The organism is Streptomyces sp. WAC 04229 (assembly GCF_003947455.1).
GTDB lineage: Bacteria > Actinomycetota > Actinomycetes > Streptomycetales > Streptomycetaceae > Streptomyces.
This window is the reverse complement of record NZ_QHJH01000180.1, coordinates 1-14,717: the sequence shown is the minus strand read 5'-3', so window position 1 is coordinate 14,717 and position 14,717 is coordinate 1. Positions and strand designations below refer to the sequence as shown.

Genomic DNA, 14,717 nt, shown 5'->3' with positions numbered 1-14,717 from the left:
GCCCCCGCCTGGGACCCCGCCCAGTATCTCCGCCACGCCGATCACCGGGCCCGGCCCTTCACCGACCTCCTCGCCCGTGTCCCGGACCTGCCGGGCGAGCCGCCCCGCATCGCCGACCTCGGCTGCGGCCCGGGCAACGCCACCGCCCTGCTCGCCGACCGCTGGCCCACCGCCCGCATCACCGGCTACGACAACTCGCCCCGGATGCTCGACCGGGCCCGGCAGTACGCCGGCCCCACCCCCGGCGGCGGCCACCTCGACTTCGCCCCCGCCGACGCCCGCACCTGGACCCCCGACGAGCCCCTCGGCCTCCTCGTCAGCAACGCCACCCTCCAGTGGGTCCCCGGCCACGTCGACCGCATCCCCGACTGGATCGGCCGGCTCGCCCCCGGCGGCACTCTCGCCTTCCAGGTGCCCGGCAACTTCGACGCCCCCAGCCACCGCCTGATGCGCGAACTCGCCCACTCCCGGCGCTGGCGGGACCGTCTCGCGGGCGTCCTGCGCCACGACGACGCCGTCCTCACCCCCGAGGCCTACCTCGCCCACCTCACCGCCACCGGCTGCACCGCCGACGTCTGGGAGACGACGTACGTCCACCTGCTGGACGGCGAGGACGCCGTGCTGGACTGGGTGAAGGGAACGGGACTGCGCCCCGTACTGGCCGCCCTCGACGACGACCCGGCCGCCCGCGACACCTTCGTCGAGGAGTACCGAACGGTCCTCCGCGCCGCCTACCCGGCCGGACCGCACGGCACCCCCTTCCCGTTCCGCCGCGTCTTCGCCGTCGCCCGCAAGCCGCTGCAGTCGTGATCACCGCGGTCGACCACGTGCAGCTCGCCGCGCCGCCCGGCTCCGAGGAGTCGCTGCGCGCGTTCTACACGGGCGTCCTCGGCATGGCAGAGACCCCCAAGCCGCCCGCCCTCGCGGCCCGCGGCGGCTGCTGGTTCCAGGCGGGCACCGTCCGGCTGCACCTGGGGATCGAGCCCGGGTTCCGCCCGGCCCGCAAAGCCCATCCCGGGCTGCGGGTCACCGGGATCGAGGCGTACGCCGCCCGGCTGGAGGCCCGGGGCGCGTCCGTCACCTGGGACGACGAGCTGCCCGGCCACCGGCGCTTCTACTGCGCCGACCCGGTCGGCAACCGCCTGGAGTTCCTGGAGCCCGGCGAGCGCCCCCGCCCATGACGCCGGACGCACCGGAGGCGCTCCCCGGGCGCCCCGGCCCAGTCACGCCACGCCCTCCTCGACCAGCGCGTCGACGGCGTCGCCGGACAGGCCGAGCTCGCCCAGGATGGCGCGGGTGTGCTCGCCCAGCGCCGGCACGGCGTCCATGCGGGGCGCGTCCCCGGTCGGCCCCGGCGGAGCCAGCGCCGGGACCGGACCGGCCGGCGTCGCGACCTCGTACCGGCGCCCGCGCGCGGCGAGCTGCGGGTGCTCCCAGACGTCGGCGAGCGTGTTGACCCGCGCGTTGGCCACCGGCACCGCGCCGAGCAGCTCGATCGCCTCCGCGCCGGTCAGCTCCGCGAAACGGGCCGCGACGATCGCGCCGAGCGCCTCGCGGTGCGTGTTGCGGTCCGCGTTGGTGGCGTAGTGCGGGTGGTCGGCCAGCTCCGGGCGGTTCAGGAAGATGGTGCAGAAGCCGCGCCACTCCCGCTCGTTCTGCACGGCCATCATGACGGTCTTCCCGTCGCCGGCCGTGTACGGGCCGTACGGGTGGATGGTCGCGTGCGCGGCGCCCGCCCGGGGCGGCGGCTCCCCGCCGTCGTACGCGTAGTACAGGGGGAAGCCCATCCACTCCACGGTGGCCTCCAGCATCGACACGTCCAGGTGCGTGCCCCGGCCGGTCCGGCCGCGTTCCAGCAGCGCCGCCAGGATCGAGCTGTAGGCGTGCGTGCCCGCCGCGATGTCCGACACCGGGATGCCCACCTTGGCCATCTCGTCCGGCGTGCCCGTGACGGACAGCAGCCCCGCCTCGGACTGCACCAGCAGGTCGTACGCCTTGCGCCCCTCGTAGGGCCCTGGACTGCCGTAGCCGGAGATGTCGCACACGATCAGCTCCGGGTGGAGCGCCCGCAGCTCCTCGGCGCCCAGACCCGCGCGTGCCGCCGCCCCCGGCGCCAGGTTCTGGAGGAACACGTCGGCGCCCGCGATCAGCCGGAGCAGCACGTCCTTGCCGCGGGGGTCCTTGATGTCCAGGGTGAGGGACTCCTTGCCGCGGTTGGCCCAGACGAAGTGCGAGCTGAGTCCCTTCACCCGGGAGTCGTAGGCGCGGGCGAAGTCCCCCGTGCCGGGGCGCTCCACCTTGATCACCCGGGCGCCGAGGTCGGCGAGCTGACGGCTCGCGTAGGGTGCGGCGATCGCCTGCTCCAGCGAGACGACCGTGACTCCGCGCAGCGGCTGCATCTGTGTTCTCCCGGTACCGGTGGCCGCGGTCAGCTCTTGCGGTGCCCTATGAGCCGGGGCTTGGGCTCCAGGCCGTCCAGGCCGTGCCAGGCCAGGTTCACCAGGTGGGCGGCCACCTCCGCCTTCTTCGGCCTGCGCACGTCCAGCCACCACTGGCCGGTCAGCGCGACCATGCCGACCAGCGCCTGCGCGTAGAGCGGGGCCAGCTTGGCGTCGAAGCCGCGGTTCTTGAACTCGCGGCCCAGGATGTCCTCCACCTGGGTGGCGATGTCGGAGATGAGCGAGGCGAAGGAGCCCGTCGACTGCGGGATGGGGGAGTCGCGGACCAGGATGCGGAAGCCGTCCGTGTACTCCTCGATGTAGTCCAGGAGCGCGAACGCGGCCTGCTCGCACAGCTCGCGCGGGTGGCCGGCGGTCAGCGAGCCGGTCACCATGTCGAGCAGCCGCCGCATCTCGCGGTCCACCACCACCGCGTACAGCCCCTCCTTGCCGCCGAAGTGCTCGTAGACCACCGGCTTGGAGACCCCGGCCTTCGCCGCGATCTCCTCCACGGAGGTGCCCTCGAAGCCCTTCGCGGCGAAGAGGGTGCGGCCGATCTCCAGCAACTGCTGGCGGCGCTCGGCACCGGTCATCCGGGTGCGGCGCGCGCGCCGGGGCTTCTCGTTGCCTGGGGTGCTGCTGGAGTCGGTCGCCACGCCGTCAATCATGCAGCCTTCGCCGTCTCCTTACGGCGGCGGGCGCCGTCCTGCTCGGTGTTGCGGCGCGAATCGATACGCGAGCGTGACGGCCAGCGCACGTCGTACGCCCATCCGAACGCCTCGAACCAGCGGATCAGCCGGGCCGACGAGTCGAGCTGACCGCGCATGACGCCGTGCCGCGCCGAGGTCGGGTCGGCGTGGTGCAGGTTGTGCCAGGACTCGCCGCAGGACAGGATCGCCAGCCACCACACGTTGCCCGAGCGGTCACGCGACTTGAAGGGGCGCTTCCCCACCGCGTGGCAGATCGAGTTGATCGACCAGGTCACGTGATGCAGCAGCGCCACCCGGACGAGTGAACCCCAGAAGAACCCGGTGAACGCTCCCCACCACGACATCGTGACCAGCCCGCCGATCAGCGCGGGCAGGGCCAGCGACAGCAGCGTCCACAGGACGAACTGGCGGGAGATCGCGCGCAGTGCGGGGTCCTTGATCAGGTCCGGCGCGTACTTCTCCTGCGACGTCTGCTCCTCGTCGAACATCCATGCGATGTGCGCCCACCACAGGCCCTTCATCAGGGCCGGCACCGTCTCCCCGTACCGCCACGGCGAGTGCGGGTCGCCCTCGTCGTCGGAGAACTTGTGGTGCTTGCGGTGATCGGCCACCCAGCGGACCAGCGGCCCCTCGACCGCCATCGAGCCCGCGATCGCCAACGCGATCTTCAGCGGCCGCTTCGCCTTGAAGGAGCCGTGGGTGAAGTGACGGTGGAAGCCGATCGTGATGCCGTGGCAGCCGAGGAAGTAGAAGAAGACCAGCAGCCCCAGGTCCAGCCAGCTCACGCCCCACCCCCACGCCAGCGGCACCGCCGCCACCAGCGCGAGGAACGGGACGGCGATGAACAGCAGCAGGGTGATCTGCTCGATCGACCGCTTCTGCTCACCGCCCAGGGTGGCGGACGACGCGGCGGCGTCGCCGGAGGGCTGCGAAGCGTCTGGGATCACATCGGAACTCGTGGTCATGTGCGTCCCCTGGGGGGTCGAGGGTGGTGTCCGGTGCCGGGCCTCGGGAACCATGCACACTTTTCCTACGGTTCCGTAACCTACGGCGACGTAAGTATGGCAGCGCGTTGCCGCGCGGCAAGAGCCCGAGAACCTGCGCGTCCGGGCCGACACCTATCCTGGGAGTCGGTCGGACAGCGCGGTCCGCTCTGAATAATTCCCGGACGTCCGGCCCGTAAGCGGCGCCCGCCGCGCGAGACGCCGTCCGGGTTCCCTCCCAGACGAGCTTCAACACTGCAAGGAGCCGCACCTGTGAGCAGTGCCGACGACCAGACCACCACGACGACCAGCAGCGAACTGCGAGCCGACATCCGCCGGCTGGGCGACCTCCTCGGAGAGACCCTCGTGAGGCAGGAAGGCCCCGAGCTGCTGGAACTCGTCGAGAAGGTGCGCCGACTCACCCGAGAGGACGGGGAGGCCGCCGCGGAACTGCTGCGCGGCACCGAACTGGAGACCGCGGCCAAGCTGGTCCGCGCCTTCTCCACCTACTTCCACCTCGCCAACGTCACCGAGCAGGTGCACCGAGGCCGTGAGCTGGGCGCCAAGCGCGCCGCCGAGGGCGGACTGCTCGCCCGCACGGCCGACCGCCTCAAGGACGCCGACCCGGAGCACCTCCAGGAGACCGTCCGCAACCTCAACGTGCGCCCCGTCTTCACCGCGCACCCCACCGAGGCAGCGCGCCGCTCCGTCCTCAACAAGCTGCGCCGCATCGCCGCCCTCCTGGACACCCCGGTCATCGAGTCCGACCGGCGCCGCCTGGACACCCGCCTCGCCGAGAACATCGACCTCGTGTGGCAGACCGACGAACTCCGCGTCGTCCGCCCCGAGCCCGCCGACGAGGCCCGCAACGCCATCTACTACCTCGACGAGCTGCACGCGGGCGCCGTCGGCGACGTCCTGGAGGACCTGACCGCGGAGCTGGAGCGGGCCGGCGTCAAGCTCCCCGACGGCACCCGCCCGCTCACCTTCGGCAGCTGGATCGGCGGCGACCGCGACGGCAACCCCAACGTCACCCCCCAGGTCACCTGGGACGTCCTCATCCTCCAGCACGAGCACGGCATCAACGACGCCCTGGAGATGATCGACGAGCTGCGCGGCTTCCTCTCCAACTCGATCCGCTACGCCGGCGCCACCGAGGAGCTCCTCGCCTCCCTCCAGGCCGACCTCGACCGGCTCCCCGAGATCAGCCCCCGCTACAAGCGGCTCAACGCCGAGGAGCCCTACCGGCTCAAGGCCACCTGCATCCGGCAGAAGCTGGAGAACACCAAGCAGCGCCTCGCCAAGGGCACCGCCCACGAGGACGGCCGCGACTACCTCGGCACCGCCGAACTCCTCGACGACCTGCGCGTGATCCAGGCCTCCCTGCGCGAGCACCGCGGCGGCCTCTTCGCCGACGGCCGCCTGGCCCGCACCATCCGCACCCTGGCCGCCTTCGGCCTCCAGCTCGCCACCCTGGACGTCCGCGAGCACGCCGACGCCCACCACCACGCGCTCGGCCAGCTCTTCGACCGGCTCGGCGAGGAGTCCTGGCGCTACGCCGACATGCCGCGCGAGTACCGCGCCAAGCTCCTCGCCAAGGAGCTGCGCTCCCGGCGTCCGCTGGCGCCCACCCCGGCGCCCGTCGACGCGCCGGGCGAGAAGACCCTCGGCGTCTTCCAGACGGTCCGGCGCGCCCTGGAGGTCTTCGGTCCCGAGGTCATCGAGTCCTACATCATCTCGATGTGCCAGGGCGCCGACGACGTCTTCGCCGCCGCCGTGCTGGCCCGCGAGGCCGGCCTGATCGACCTGCACGCCGGCTGGGCGAAGATCGGCATCGTGCCGCTCCTGGAGACCACCGACGAGCTGAAGGCCGCCGACACCATCCTGGAGGACCTCCTCGCCGACCCCTCCTACCGGCGTCTTGTCGCGCTGCGCGGGGACGTCCAGGAGGTCATGCTCGGCTACTCCGACTCCTCCAAGTTCGGCGGCATCACCACCTCGCAGTGGGAGATCCACCGCGCCCAGCGCCGGCTGCGCGACGTCGCCCACCGCCACGGCGTACGGCTGCGCCTCTTCCACGGCCGCGGCGGCACCGTCGGCCGCGGCGGCGGCCCCACCCACGACGCGATCCTCGCCCAGCCCTGGGGCACCCTGGAAGGCGAGATCAAGGTCACCGAGCAGGGCGAGGTCATCTCCGACAAGTACCTCATCCCGTCGCTGGCCAGGGAGAACCTGGAACTGACCGTCGCGGCCACCCTCCAGGCGTCCGCGCTGCACACCGCGCCCCGCCAGTCCGACGAGGCCCTCGCCCGCTGGGACGCCGCCATGGACGTCGTCTCCGACGCCGCCCACACCGCGTACCGGTCACTCGTCGAGGACCCCGACCTGCCCGCGTACTTCCTGGCCTCCACGCCGGTCGACCAGCTCGCCGACCTGCACCTGGGTTCGCGGCCCTCGCGCCGTCCCGGCTCGGGCGTCTCCCTCGACGGACTGCGGGCCATCCCGTGGGTGTTCGGCTGGACCCAGTCGCGGCAGATCGTCCCCGGCTGGTTCGGCGTCGGCTCCGGCCTCAAGGCGCTGCGCGAGGCGGGCGTGCGCCAGGAGGGCGACGCCGTCCTCGAAGAGATGCACCAGCACTGGCACTTCTTCCGCAACTTCATCTCCAACGTCGAGATGACCCTCGCCAAGACCGACCTGCGGATCGCGCAGCACTACGTCGACACCCTCGTCCCCGACGAGCTGAAGCACGTCTTCGACGCCATCAAGGCCGAGCACGAGCTGACCGTCCAGGAGGTCCTGCGGGTCACCGGCGAGAGCGAACTGCTCGACGCCGACCCCGTCCTCAAGCAGACGTTCAGCATCCGCGACGCCTACCTGGACCCCATCTCCTACCTCCAGGTCGCCCTCCTCGGCCGCCAGCGCGAGGCGGCCGCCGCCGGCACGGACCCCGACCCGCTCCTCGCCCGCGCCCTGCTCCTCACCGTCAACGGCGTGGCGGCGGGCCTGCGCAACACCGGCTGACCGCGGCCCCGTAACAGGACGGTGCCCCCGCGCTCACCAAGAGCCCGGGGGCACCGCCGTGCCGTACGCGGTCAACCATGCCGTACGCGGGAACTCACACCGCGAAGAACGCCGCCGTCAGCAGCGCCACACCCGCCCCGGCCATCGCCCACGCCGTCCGCGTCCGCCGCAGCCCCCCGGCCACCACCACCGACGCCAGCAGCAGCGCCCCGCCCAGCGGCACCCACGCGTACAGCACCCCCGCCGGACCGGAACGCACCACCTGGTCGCTCCCCGGCTTCACCACCACCGAGTACGCCCGCCCCTCGGCCACGGCGACCGAGTCCTCCACGACGACCCGCGCCCGCTCCCGGGACCCCGCCGACACCGGCGCGTACGGCCCGCTGCACGAACCGTCGGCGCACTCCGTCACCTCGACCGTGCCCTGCTCCCGGCCCTTGGTCAGCAGCACATGCTGGGCCGTACCCCAGGACGCCCACACACCCGCGATCAGGATCAGCGCCGCGACCGTGCCCATCGCCGCGATCCGGCCGAACCTGAGCAGCGCGTACGAGGCCTGACGGGGACGAGGGGCGGCGGCGGAGGCAGGCATGGCCGGGATCATTGGCCATACCTGAGCGGTGGGTCAACTCGCCCGCGCGCCATCAACGGACAAGTCAGGAGTTGTACGTGCTCTGCGCCCGCTCCAGCCCCTCGAGGATCAGAGCCTCCACCGCGTCCGCCGCCCGGTCCACGAAGTAGTCCAGCTCCTTGCGCTCGGCCGACGCGAAGTCGCGCAGCACGAAGTCCGCCACCTGCATCCGCCCCGGCGGCCGCCCGATCCCGAACCGCACCCGGTGGTACTCCCGGCCCAACGCCCTCGTGATCGACTTCAGCCCGTTGTGCCCGTTGTCCCCGCCGCCCAGCTTCAGCCGCAGCACGCCGTAGTCGATGTCCAACTCGTCGTGCACCGCCACGATGTTGGCGAGCGGGACCTTGTAGAAGTCCGCGAGTGCCGTCACCGGACCGCCCGACACGTTCATGAACGACATCGGCTTCGCCAGGATCACCCGCCGGCCCGCCGGCCCGGGCGGACCGATCCGCCCCTCGACCACCTGCGCCTGCGCCTTGCCGTGCCGTTTGAACCGCGCCCCCATCCGGTCCGCCAGCAGATCCGCCACCATGAAGCCGACGTTGTGCCGGTTCGCGGCGTACTCGGGGCCCGGATTGCCCAGGCCGGCGATCAGCCAGGGCGCACTCGCGTCCGTCGTCACGTCCATGTCTCCTCGCTACCCGTCCGCACATACGCGTCGGCCGCTGCTCCGCACGGGAACAGCGGCCGACCACATGATGACCCAGGCCCGACAGGGCCCGGGGGACGATCAGGCCTCGGCGGCCTCTTCGCCCTCGGTCTCACCCTCGCCCTCGGCGGCGGGCTCCTCGGCCTGCGCGGCCAGGACCTGCAGCACGACGGCGTCGTCGTCGACGGTCAGCTTCACACCGGACGGCAGCTTGACGTCCTTGGCGTGAATCGAGGCACCGGCCTCCAGACCCTCCACCGACACGGTGACCTGCTCCGGGATGTGCGTGGCCTCGGCCTCGACCGGCAGCGCGTCCAGGACGTACTCCAGCAGGAAGTTGCCCGGGGCCAGCTCGCCCTCGGCCTGCACCGGAACCGTGACCTCGACCTTCTCGCCGCGCTTCACGAGCAGCAGGTCGACGTGCTCCAGGAAGCCCTTGATCGGGTCACGCTGCACGGACTTCGGGATCGCCAGCTCGTTGGTCTTGCCGTCGATGTCCAGCGCGATCAGGACGTTCGGCGTACGCAGCGCCATGAGCAGCTCGTGGCCCGGCAGCGTCAGGTGCAGCGGGTCGGAACCGTGGCCGTACAGAACGCCGGGAACCTTGTCTTCACGGCGGATACGGCGGGCGGCACCCTTGCCGAACTCGGTGCGCGTGCCGGCGGAGATCTTCACCTCGGACATGATCACTCCTCGTAGAGGTAGAAACGGACGTGGTCACCCGGCCACGAACGGCCTGCTACGAAGAGCGCGTCGATAACGGACAACCGAACCCGCGACACGGGTACGGCCTCCCTCGCCGAGCAACTTCAGCAGTCTACTCGGAGGGGGAGGCCGCACCCAAAACGATCTCTGTGCGCTCTGCAGAACGGTTACTGCACGACGCTCACTGCTCGTCGAACAGGCTCGTCACCGAACCGTCCTCGAACACCTCGCGCACCGCGCGCGCGATGGTCGGCGCGATCGACAGCACCGTGATCTTGTCCAGCTCCAGCTCGTTCGGCGTGGGCAGCGTGTCCGTGAACACGAACTCGCTCACCTTCGAGTTCTTGAGCCGGTCCGCCGCCGGACCCGACAGCACACCGTGCGTCGCGGTCACGATGACATCCTCCGCACCGTGCGCGAACAGGGCGTCCGCCGCGGCACAGATCGTGCCACCGGTGTCGATCATGTCGTCGACCAGGACGCAGATGCGCCCCTTCACGTCACCCACGACCTCGTGCACCGTGACCTGGTTCGCCACGTCCTTGTCGCGCCGCTTGTGCACGATCGCCAGCGGCGCGCCCAGACGGTCGCACCAGCGGTCCGCCACCCGCACCCGGCCCGCGTCCGGAGAGACCACCGTCAGCTTCGAACGGTCCACCTTCGCGCCCACGTAGTCCGCGAGCAGCGGCAGCGCGAACAGGTGGTCCACCGGGCCGTCGAAGAACCCCTGGATCTGGTCCGTGTGCAGATCCACGGCGAGAATCCGGTCCGCACCCGCGGTCTTCATCAGATCCGCGATCAGACGCGCCGAGATCGGTTCACGTCCGCGGTGCTTCTTGTCCTGCCGCGCGTAACCGTAGAACGGCACGATGACCGTGATGGAGCGGGCGGACGCGCGCTTCAGCGCGTCGATCATGATCAGCTGCTCCATGACCCACTTGTTGATCGGGGCCGTGTGGCTCTGGATCAGGAAGCAGTCCGCACCACGCGCCGACTCCTGATAACGCACATAGATCTCACCGTTGGCGAAGTCGAACGCCTTCGTCGGGACGACCCCGATACCCAGCTGGTGGGCGATCTCCTCGGCAAGCTCGGGGTGGGCGCGGCCGGAGAAGAACATCAGTTTCTTCTCGCCGGTCGTCTTGATCCCGGTCACAGCACTGTCTCCTCAGAGGTTCGCAGCTGAGCGTCACGAGCGCTCTCCCGACTGGCCGCGGGGGCGTCTCAGCTGGTGGGGTGCGGATGTGCACTTATCACGGTACGCCGTGTTCGACGCGCCGGTTTCCGGTCAGTCTTCGCTTCCCGCCTCCCGGGAGACCGCCTCGGCCGCCTTCGCCGCCGCGCTCCCCGGACGCTTCCGAGCCACCCAGCCCTCGATATTCCGCTGCTGGCCGCGGGCCACGGCCAGCGAACCGGGCGGCACGTCCTTCGTGATCACCGAGCCGGCGGCGGTGTAGGAACCGTCCCCGACCGTGACAGGAGCCACAAACATGTTGTCCGAACCCGTACGGCAATGAGAGCCGACGGTCGTGTGGTGCTTGTCCTGCCCGTCGTAGTTCACGAACACACTCGCGGCACCGATGTTGGTGTACTCACCGATCGTCGCGTCACCCACGTACGACAGGTGCGGGATCTTCGTCCCCTCGCCGACCGACGCGTTCTTCGTCTCCACGTACGTACCCACCTTGGACCTCAGACCGAGACGGGTCCCCGGCCGCAGATACGCGAACGGACCGACCGACGCCTGCGGGCCCACGTCCGCGCTGTAGGACACGGTGTTGTCCACCCGCGCCCCCGCCCCGACCCGGGTGTCCGTGAGCCGCGAGTTCGGCCCCACCTCGGCGCCCTCGGCCAGATGCGTCGCACCGTGCAGCTGCGTACCAGGGTGGACCACGACGTCCTGCTCGAACGTCACCGTCACGTCGACCCACGTGCTCGCCGGGTCGACGACCGTCACACCGGCCAGCATCGCCCGCGTCAGCAGCCGGTCGTTGAGGATCCGACGGGCCTCGGCGAGCTGCACGCGGTTGTTGATCCCCGCGATCTCCCGGTGGTCACCGGCCACCGAGGCGCCCACCCGGTGCCCGGCCTCGCGCAGGATCCCGAGGACGTCCGTCAGGTACTCCTCGCCCTGGCTGTTGTCCGTCCGCACCTTCCCCAGCGCGTCGGCGAGCAGCCGCCCGTCGAACGCGAAGACACCCGAGTTGATCTCCCGGATCGCCCGCTGCGCCTCGGAAGCGTCCTTGTGCTCCACGATCGCGGTGACGGCGCCGGTGCCCTCCTCCCGCACGATCCGGCCGTACCCCGTCGCGTCCGGCACCTCGGCCGTCAGCACCGTCACGGCGTTCCCGTCGGCGGAGTGCGTGGTGGCGAGGGCCTTGAGGGTCTCGCCGGTCAGCAGCGGGGTGTCGCCGCAGACCACGACCACGGTCCCGTCCACGGCGCCGCCCAGCGCCTCCAGGCCCATCCGCACCGCGTGCCCGGTGCCGTTCTGCTGCTCCTGCACGGCGGTGCGCACGTCGGGGGCGACCTCGGCGAGGTGCGCGGTGACCTTCTCGCGGGCGTGCCCGACCACGACGACCAGGTTCTGCGGGTCCAGCTCACCGGAGGCGGCGAGCACGTGCCCCACGAGGGACCGGCCGCACAGCTCGTGCAGGACCTTGGGTGTGGCCGACTTCATACGGGTGCCCTCACCCGCTGCGAGAACGACGACGGCTGCCGGGCGAATGGCGCTCACGGGATGCCCTTCGGCTGTTGGGGGTGGGGACATCCGCAGGATACCGGGGCGGTTTGAGGGGGGCATGAGTGCGGGCCCTGACGGTGGAGTCAGGGCCCGAACCGAGCAGCTCCGCCAGCTGGATTCGAACCAGCACTACAGGGCTTCAAAGGCCCGCGGGCTACCAGTTACCCCATGGCGGATGGCTGCGTCAGACCATACCTGAGGTGGATGGCGTCGTGATCCCGGCGACCATGCCTGTCCACCAGCCTTCGATACGCCGGTACAGGTCGGCACCCTGTGAGACGCGAATGACGAAGCAGCCGCGGTAGTTGTCGCCCACATTCTTCCGGACAGTCTTCGGGTTGTGCTTCTTGATCGTCGTCTTTTGGAGCCTGGAGATGTCCACGCCGACGAGGTCGGCCCAGTACCGCTTTGCTCCCTCGACGTCTGCCGTCATGTGGATCATTAGCCGATACGCCAGTCGCTCCGGTTCCACTCCTAGCAGGTGGAGCCAAGCGAGGTAGACCTTGATCACGCCGGGGTCGCTGTTGACGAAGGTGACATTTTCTCGCCTGTCGTACGCCTTGTCCTTTGTGCCTTCTGCCCAGTAGAGGGCGACTCCGGCCACGAACAGCTCACGGTCGGTCATGCTGCCGATCTCCCGAGCGGCGGCCTCCTTGGTCTGCCTTCGATCCTCGTCGCGCACCGCCAGCTCATGCTCCCACCGTTTCCGTGCCGCGAGCTTCGCCTGCTCAGACGGATCCCGTCGCTCCGGCTTCGGCAGATCCCGTACCCAGAGCGAGATCGAGCCCTTGCTGCACCCCAGCTCCATCTGGATCTGGTCGTACGTCCACCCCTGGAGCCGTAGCTCCCGTGCCCGCTCCCGCACGTCGTCCTTCGCGTTCGGGCGCTTCGTCCACTCGGGCGGCGGCTCGCCCTCCAGCAGTCGGTTGAGGAGGTCGTTGTTGTCGACGTGCAGCCGGTCGCGGATCTGGCGGCGGCTGAGGCCCTCGCGCCGCAGCGCCACCGCCCGCTCCCGCAAGCCCTCGAAGTCCGCGTACTTGTTCTGTGAACGTGCCATGGGCATACCGTCCAGCCGGAATCCTCGCGTCCGGCCCCGAATGGCGAAGGGTTCACCAGTTCGAGGGATATCGCGTCCTATCGTTTGTCGAAAGTCACCGGAAATGGGGCGGGTCGCGCCCGTAGGCTGGAGGCATGACCACGACGGGGGAAGACCACGTGCCGGCCCGGGGTGGGCCTTGGTGGTGGGACAGGCGGCGCGGCGCGGTGCTCGATGTGAGCCTCGGTGCCGTGTCCGCGTTGGAGTGCGCGGCGGAGGGGGTTCCGTTCGCGCGGGACGCCGGGATCCCGTTGGCGGTGGGGGTCGTCTTCGGGCTGCTGGCCGGCTCGGTGCTGGTGGTGCGGCGCAGGTGGCCGATCGCGGTGGTGCTGGTGGCGATCGCCGTCACGCCGGCCGAGATGGGCTTCCTGATGGGCGTCGTCGGCCTGTACACGCTGGCGGCGTCGGAGTTGCCGCGGCGGATCATCGGGTCGCTGGCCGGGATGTCGTTGCTGGGGACGTTGATCGTGACGTTCGTGCGGCTGCGGCAGGACATGGCGCGGGACGGGGTGGATCTGGGGGACTGGTTCCTGCCGTTCGCGTCGATCGCGACGTCGCTGGGACTGACGGCGCCGCCGTTGCTGCTGGGGCTGTACGTGGGGCAGCGGCGTCGGTTGATGGAGAGCCTGCGGGAGCGGGCGGACTCGCTGGAGCGGGAGCTCCAGTTGCTCGCGGAGCGGGCGGAGGAGCGCGCGGAGTGGGCGCGGGGTGAGGAGCGGACGCGGATCGCGCGGGAGATGCACGACGTGGTGGCGCACCGGGTGAGCCTGATGGTGGTGCACGCGGCGGCGTTGCAGGCGGTGGCGCGGAAGGATCCGGAGAAGGCGGTGAAGAACGCCGCGCTCGTGGGGGACATGGGGCGGCAGGCGTTGACGGAGCTGCGGGAGATGCTCGGTGTGCTGCGCAGTGGTGGGGAGGGTGCCCGTGCGGAGCGGGCCTCGGTGCCGTTGGCGGCGGTGGGTGTGGCGGCGGCCGCGGCGGCGTCGCGGGCGGTGGATGACGCGGAGTCGGACGGTCCGTGCCTGTCCGAGCTGGACGAGTTGGTCGGGCAGTCGGAGGCGGCCGGGATGGTCGTCGATCTGTCCGTGGAGGGGGAGGCGCGGGTTTACGCGGCGGAGGTGGAGGCGACGGCGTTCCGGGTGGTGCAGGAGGCGCTGACGAACGTGCACAAGCACGCGGCGGGGGCGAAGACGTATGTGCGGTTGGCGCACCGGGTGTCGGAGATCGCGATGCAGGTGGAGAACGAGCCGCCGTCCGAGGCCGCGACGTCGGCGCGGTTGCCGTCGGGTGGCAATGGGCTGGTGGGGATGAAGGAGCGGGTGGCGGCGCTCGGGGGTGTGTTCGTGTCGGGGCCGACGGATGCGGGGGGTTTCCGGGTGTCGGCGGTGATTCCGGCGTCGTAGCCGCGCGGGTGGCCGTGTGGGGTCAGCCGGTGGTGAGGCGGGTCGGCTGGGTGCCGGCGACGAGTGCCGCGAGGGCGGTGTCGATGTCGGGGCCGAGGTACCAGTCGCCGGTGTGGTCGAGAGCGTAGACGCGGCCCTCGGTGTCGATGGCGATGAGGGCCTGGCTGTCGGTCTCGGTGCCGAGGGGGCAGGTCTGGGTGCCGAGGGCGCGGCCGAGGTCGCCGAGGGTGCGGGCCATGTGGAGGCCGTGCAGGGGGTCGAGGTGCAGGGTGGCGGGGGCGATCTGGCCGCCGGGGCCCGGGGGGGGGAGGGGGAGTCCGTCGACCTCGGCCCCTGCC

At 71.1% G+C, this 14,717-nt stretch carries 14 protein-coding genes and 1 tRNA gene; 4 read left to right on the top strand and 11 right to left on the bottom strand.

Annotated features, from left to right (window positions below; all coding sequences use genetic code 11):
- Together DMH12_RS30980 and DMH12_RS30975 are read left to right on the top strand one after the other, a co-directional pair.
- Window positions 1-810 (top strand): trans-aconitate 2-methyltransferase (locus tag DMH12_RS30980; protein ID WP_125494731.1); only part of this gene is annotated, 810 nt, incomplete at its 5' end.
- Window positions 807-1,181 carry a VOC family protein gene (locus tag DMH12_RS30975; protein WP_125494730.1) on the top strand — a complete coding sequence of 125 codons (375 nt, stop codon included), beginning with the start codon at window positions 807-809 and terminating at the stop codon, window positions 1,179-1,181. The genes DMH12_RS30980 and DMH12_RS30975, both read left to right, overlap by 4 nt.
- A 42-nt stretch (window positions 1,182-1,223) precedes the next feature.
- On the opposite strand, the gene DMH12_RS30970 is transcribed toward DMH12_RS30975, so the two are convergent.
- From DMH12_RS30970 to DMH12_RS30960, 3 genes are read right to left on the bottom strand one after another with little or no spacing between them, the layout of a single operon-like run.
- A complete protein-coding gene (locus DMH12_RS30970) occupies window positions 1,224-2,399 on the bottom strand; it encodes a CaiB/BaiF CoA-transferase family protein (RefSeq protein ID WP_125494729.1) in 1,176 nt (391 codons plus the stop codon).
- 29 nt (window positions 2,400-2,428) lie between these two features.
- Window positions 2,429-3,106 carry a TetR/AcrR family transcriptional regulator gene (locus tag DMH12_RS30965; RefSeq protein ID WP_064728310.1) on the bottom strand — a complete coding sequence of 226 codons (678 nt, stop codon included), beginning with the start codon at window positions 3,104-3,106 and terminating at the stop codon, window positions 2,429-2,431.
- Window positions 3,103-4,113, bottom strand: coding sequence for a fatty acid desaturase (locus tag DMH12_RS30960; protein ID WP_122617000.1), 1,011 nt, complete (start codon window positions 4,111-4,113; stop codon window positions 3,103-3,105). The genes DMH12_RS30965 and DMH12_RS30960 overlap by 4 nt, the downstream gene beginning before the upstream one ends.
- Window positions 4,114-4,404: 291 nt before the next feature.
- Here DMH12_RS30960 and ppc point away from each other — a divergent pair, with 291 nt between their 5' ends.
- Window positions 4,405-7,152, top strand: coding sequence for a phosphoenolpyruvate carboxylase (gene ppc / locus DMH12_RS30955; RefSeq protein ID WP_125494728.1), 2,748 nt, complete (start codon window positions 4,405-4,407; stop codon window positions 7,150-7,152).
- A 94-nt stretch (window positions 7,153-7,246) separates the two neighbouring features.
- On the opposite strand, the gene DMH12_RS30950 is transcribed toward ppc, so the two are convergent.
- The 7 genes from DMH12_RS30950 to DMH12_RS30920 form a co-directional block, all read right to left on the bottom strand.
- Window positions 7,247-7,756 (bottom strand): hypothetical protein, encoded by a 510-nt coding sequence (locus DMH12_RS30950; protein ID WP_125494727.1) that lies wholly within the window; start codon window positions 7,754-7,756, stop codon window positions 7,247-7,249.
- A gap of 52 nt (window positions 7,757-7,808) precedes the next feature.
- Entirely contained in the window at window positions 7,809-8,411 is a 603-nt protein-coding gene (gene pth / locus DMH12_RS30945) for an aminoacyl-tRNA hydrolase (RefSeq protein ID WP_125494726.1), read from the bottom strand.
- 102 nt (window positions 8,412-8,513) lie between these two features.
- Window positions 8,514-9,116 carry a 50S ribosomal protein L25/general stress protein Ctc gene (locus tag DMH12_RS30940; protein ID WP_125494725.1) on the bottom strand — a complete coding sequence of 201 codons (603 nt, stop codon included), beginning with the start codon at window positions 9,114-9,116 and terminating at the stop codon, window positions 8,514-8,516.
- 202 nt (window positions 9,117-9,318) lie between these two features.
- Window positions 9,319-10,293, bottom strand: coding sequence for a ribose-phosphate diphosphokinase (locus tag DMH12_RS30935; RefSeq protein WP_125494724.1), 975 nt, complete (start codon window positions 10,291-10,293; stop codon window positions 9,319-9,321).
- A gap of 132 nt (window positions 10,294-10,425) precedes the next feature.
- A complete protein-coding gene (gene glmU, locus DMH12_RS30930) occupies window positions 10,426-11,874 on the bottom strand; it encodes a bifunctional UDP-N-acetylglucosamine diphosphorylase/glucosamine-1-phosphate N-acetyltransferase GlmU (RefSeq protein ID WP_125494723.1) in 1,449 nt (482 codons plus the stop codon).
- 109 nt (window positions 11,875-11,983) lie between these two features.
- Window positions 11,984-12,056, bottom strand: a tRNA-Gln gene (locus DMH12_RS30925).
- Between the two features lie 8 nt (window positions 12,057-12,064).
- Complete coding sequence (locus DMH12_RS30920) at window positions 12,065-12,937, bottom strand: hypothetical protein (RefSeq protein ID WP_125494722.1); 873 nt, start codon at window positions 12,935-12,937, stop codon at window positions 12,065-12,067.
- Between the two features lie 134 nt (window positions 12,938-13,071).
- On the opposite strand from DMH12_RS30920, the gene DMH12_RS30915 reads away from it, so the two are divergent.
- Window positions 13,072-14,379 carry a sensor histidine kinase gene (locus DMH12_RS30915; RefSeq protein ID WP_125494721.1) on the top strand — a complete coding sequence of 436 codons (1,308 nt, stop codon included), beginning with the start codon at window positions 13,072-13,074 and terminating at the stop codon, window positions 14,377-14,379.
- 22 nt (window positions 14,380-14,401) lie between these two features.
- Here the strand turns inward: DMH12_RS30915 and DMH12_RS30910 are convergent.
- On the bottom strand, window positions 14,402-14,717 hold a 316-nt coding region (locus tag DMH12_RS30910; protein WP_185832652.1), incomplete at its 5' end, for an SUKH-3 domain-containing protein.

What these genes read in the sequence shown, in the direction of transcription:
- DMH12_RS30965 (WP_064728310.1), bottom strand. Translation starts at nt 3,106, where the DNA reads ATGATTGACGGCGTGGCGACCGACTCCAGCAGCACCCCAGGCAACGAG.
- DMH12_RS30920 (WP_125494722.1), bottom strand. Translation starts at nt 12,937, where the DNA reads ATGGCACGTTCACAGAACAAGTACGCGGACTTCGAGGGCTTGCGGGAG.
- DMH12_RS30960 (WP_122617000.1), bottom strand. Translation starts at nt 4,113, where the DNA reads ATGACCACGAGTTCCGATGTGATCCCAGACGCTTCGCAGCCCTCCGGC.
- DMH12_RS30940 (WP_125494725.1), bottom strand. Translation starts at nt 9,116, where the DNA reads ATGTCCGAGGTGAAGATCTCCGCCGGCACGCGCACCGAGTTCGGCAAG.
- DMH12_RS30915 (WP_125494721.1), top strand. Translation starts at nt 13,072, where the DNA reads ATGACCACGACGGGGGAAGACCACGTGCCGGCCCGGGGTGGGCCTTGG.
- pth (WP_125494726.1), bottom strand. Translation starts at nt 8,411, where the DNA reads ATGGACGTGACGACGGACGCGAGTGCGCCCTGGCTGATCGCCGGCCTG.
- DMH12_RS30950 (WP_125494727.1), bottom strand. Translation starts at nt 7,756, where the DNA reads ATGATCCCGGCCATGCCTGCCTCCGCCGCCGCCCCTCGTCCCCGTCAG.
- DMH12_RS30970 (WP_125494729.1), bottom strand. Translation starts at nt 2,399, where the DNA reads ATGCAGCCGCTGCGCGGAGTCACGGTCGTCTCGCTGGAGCAGGCGATC.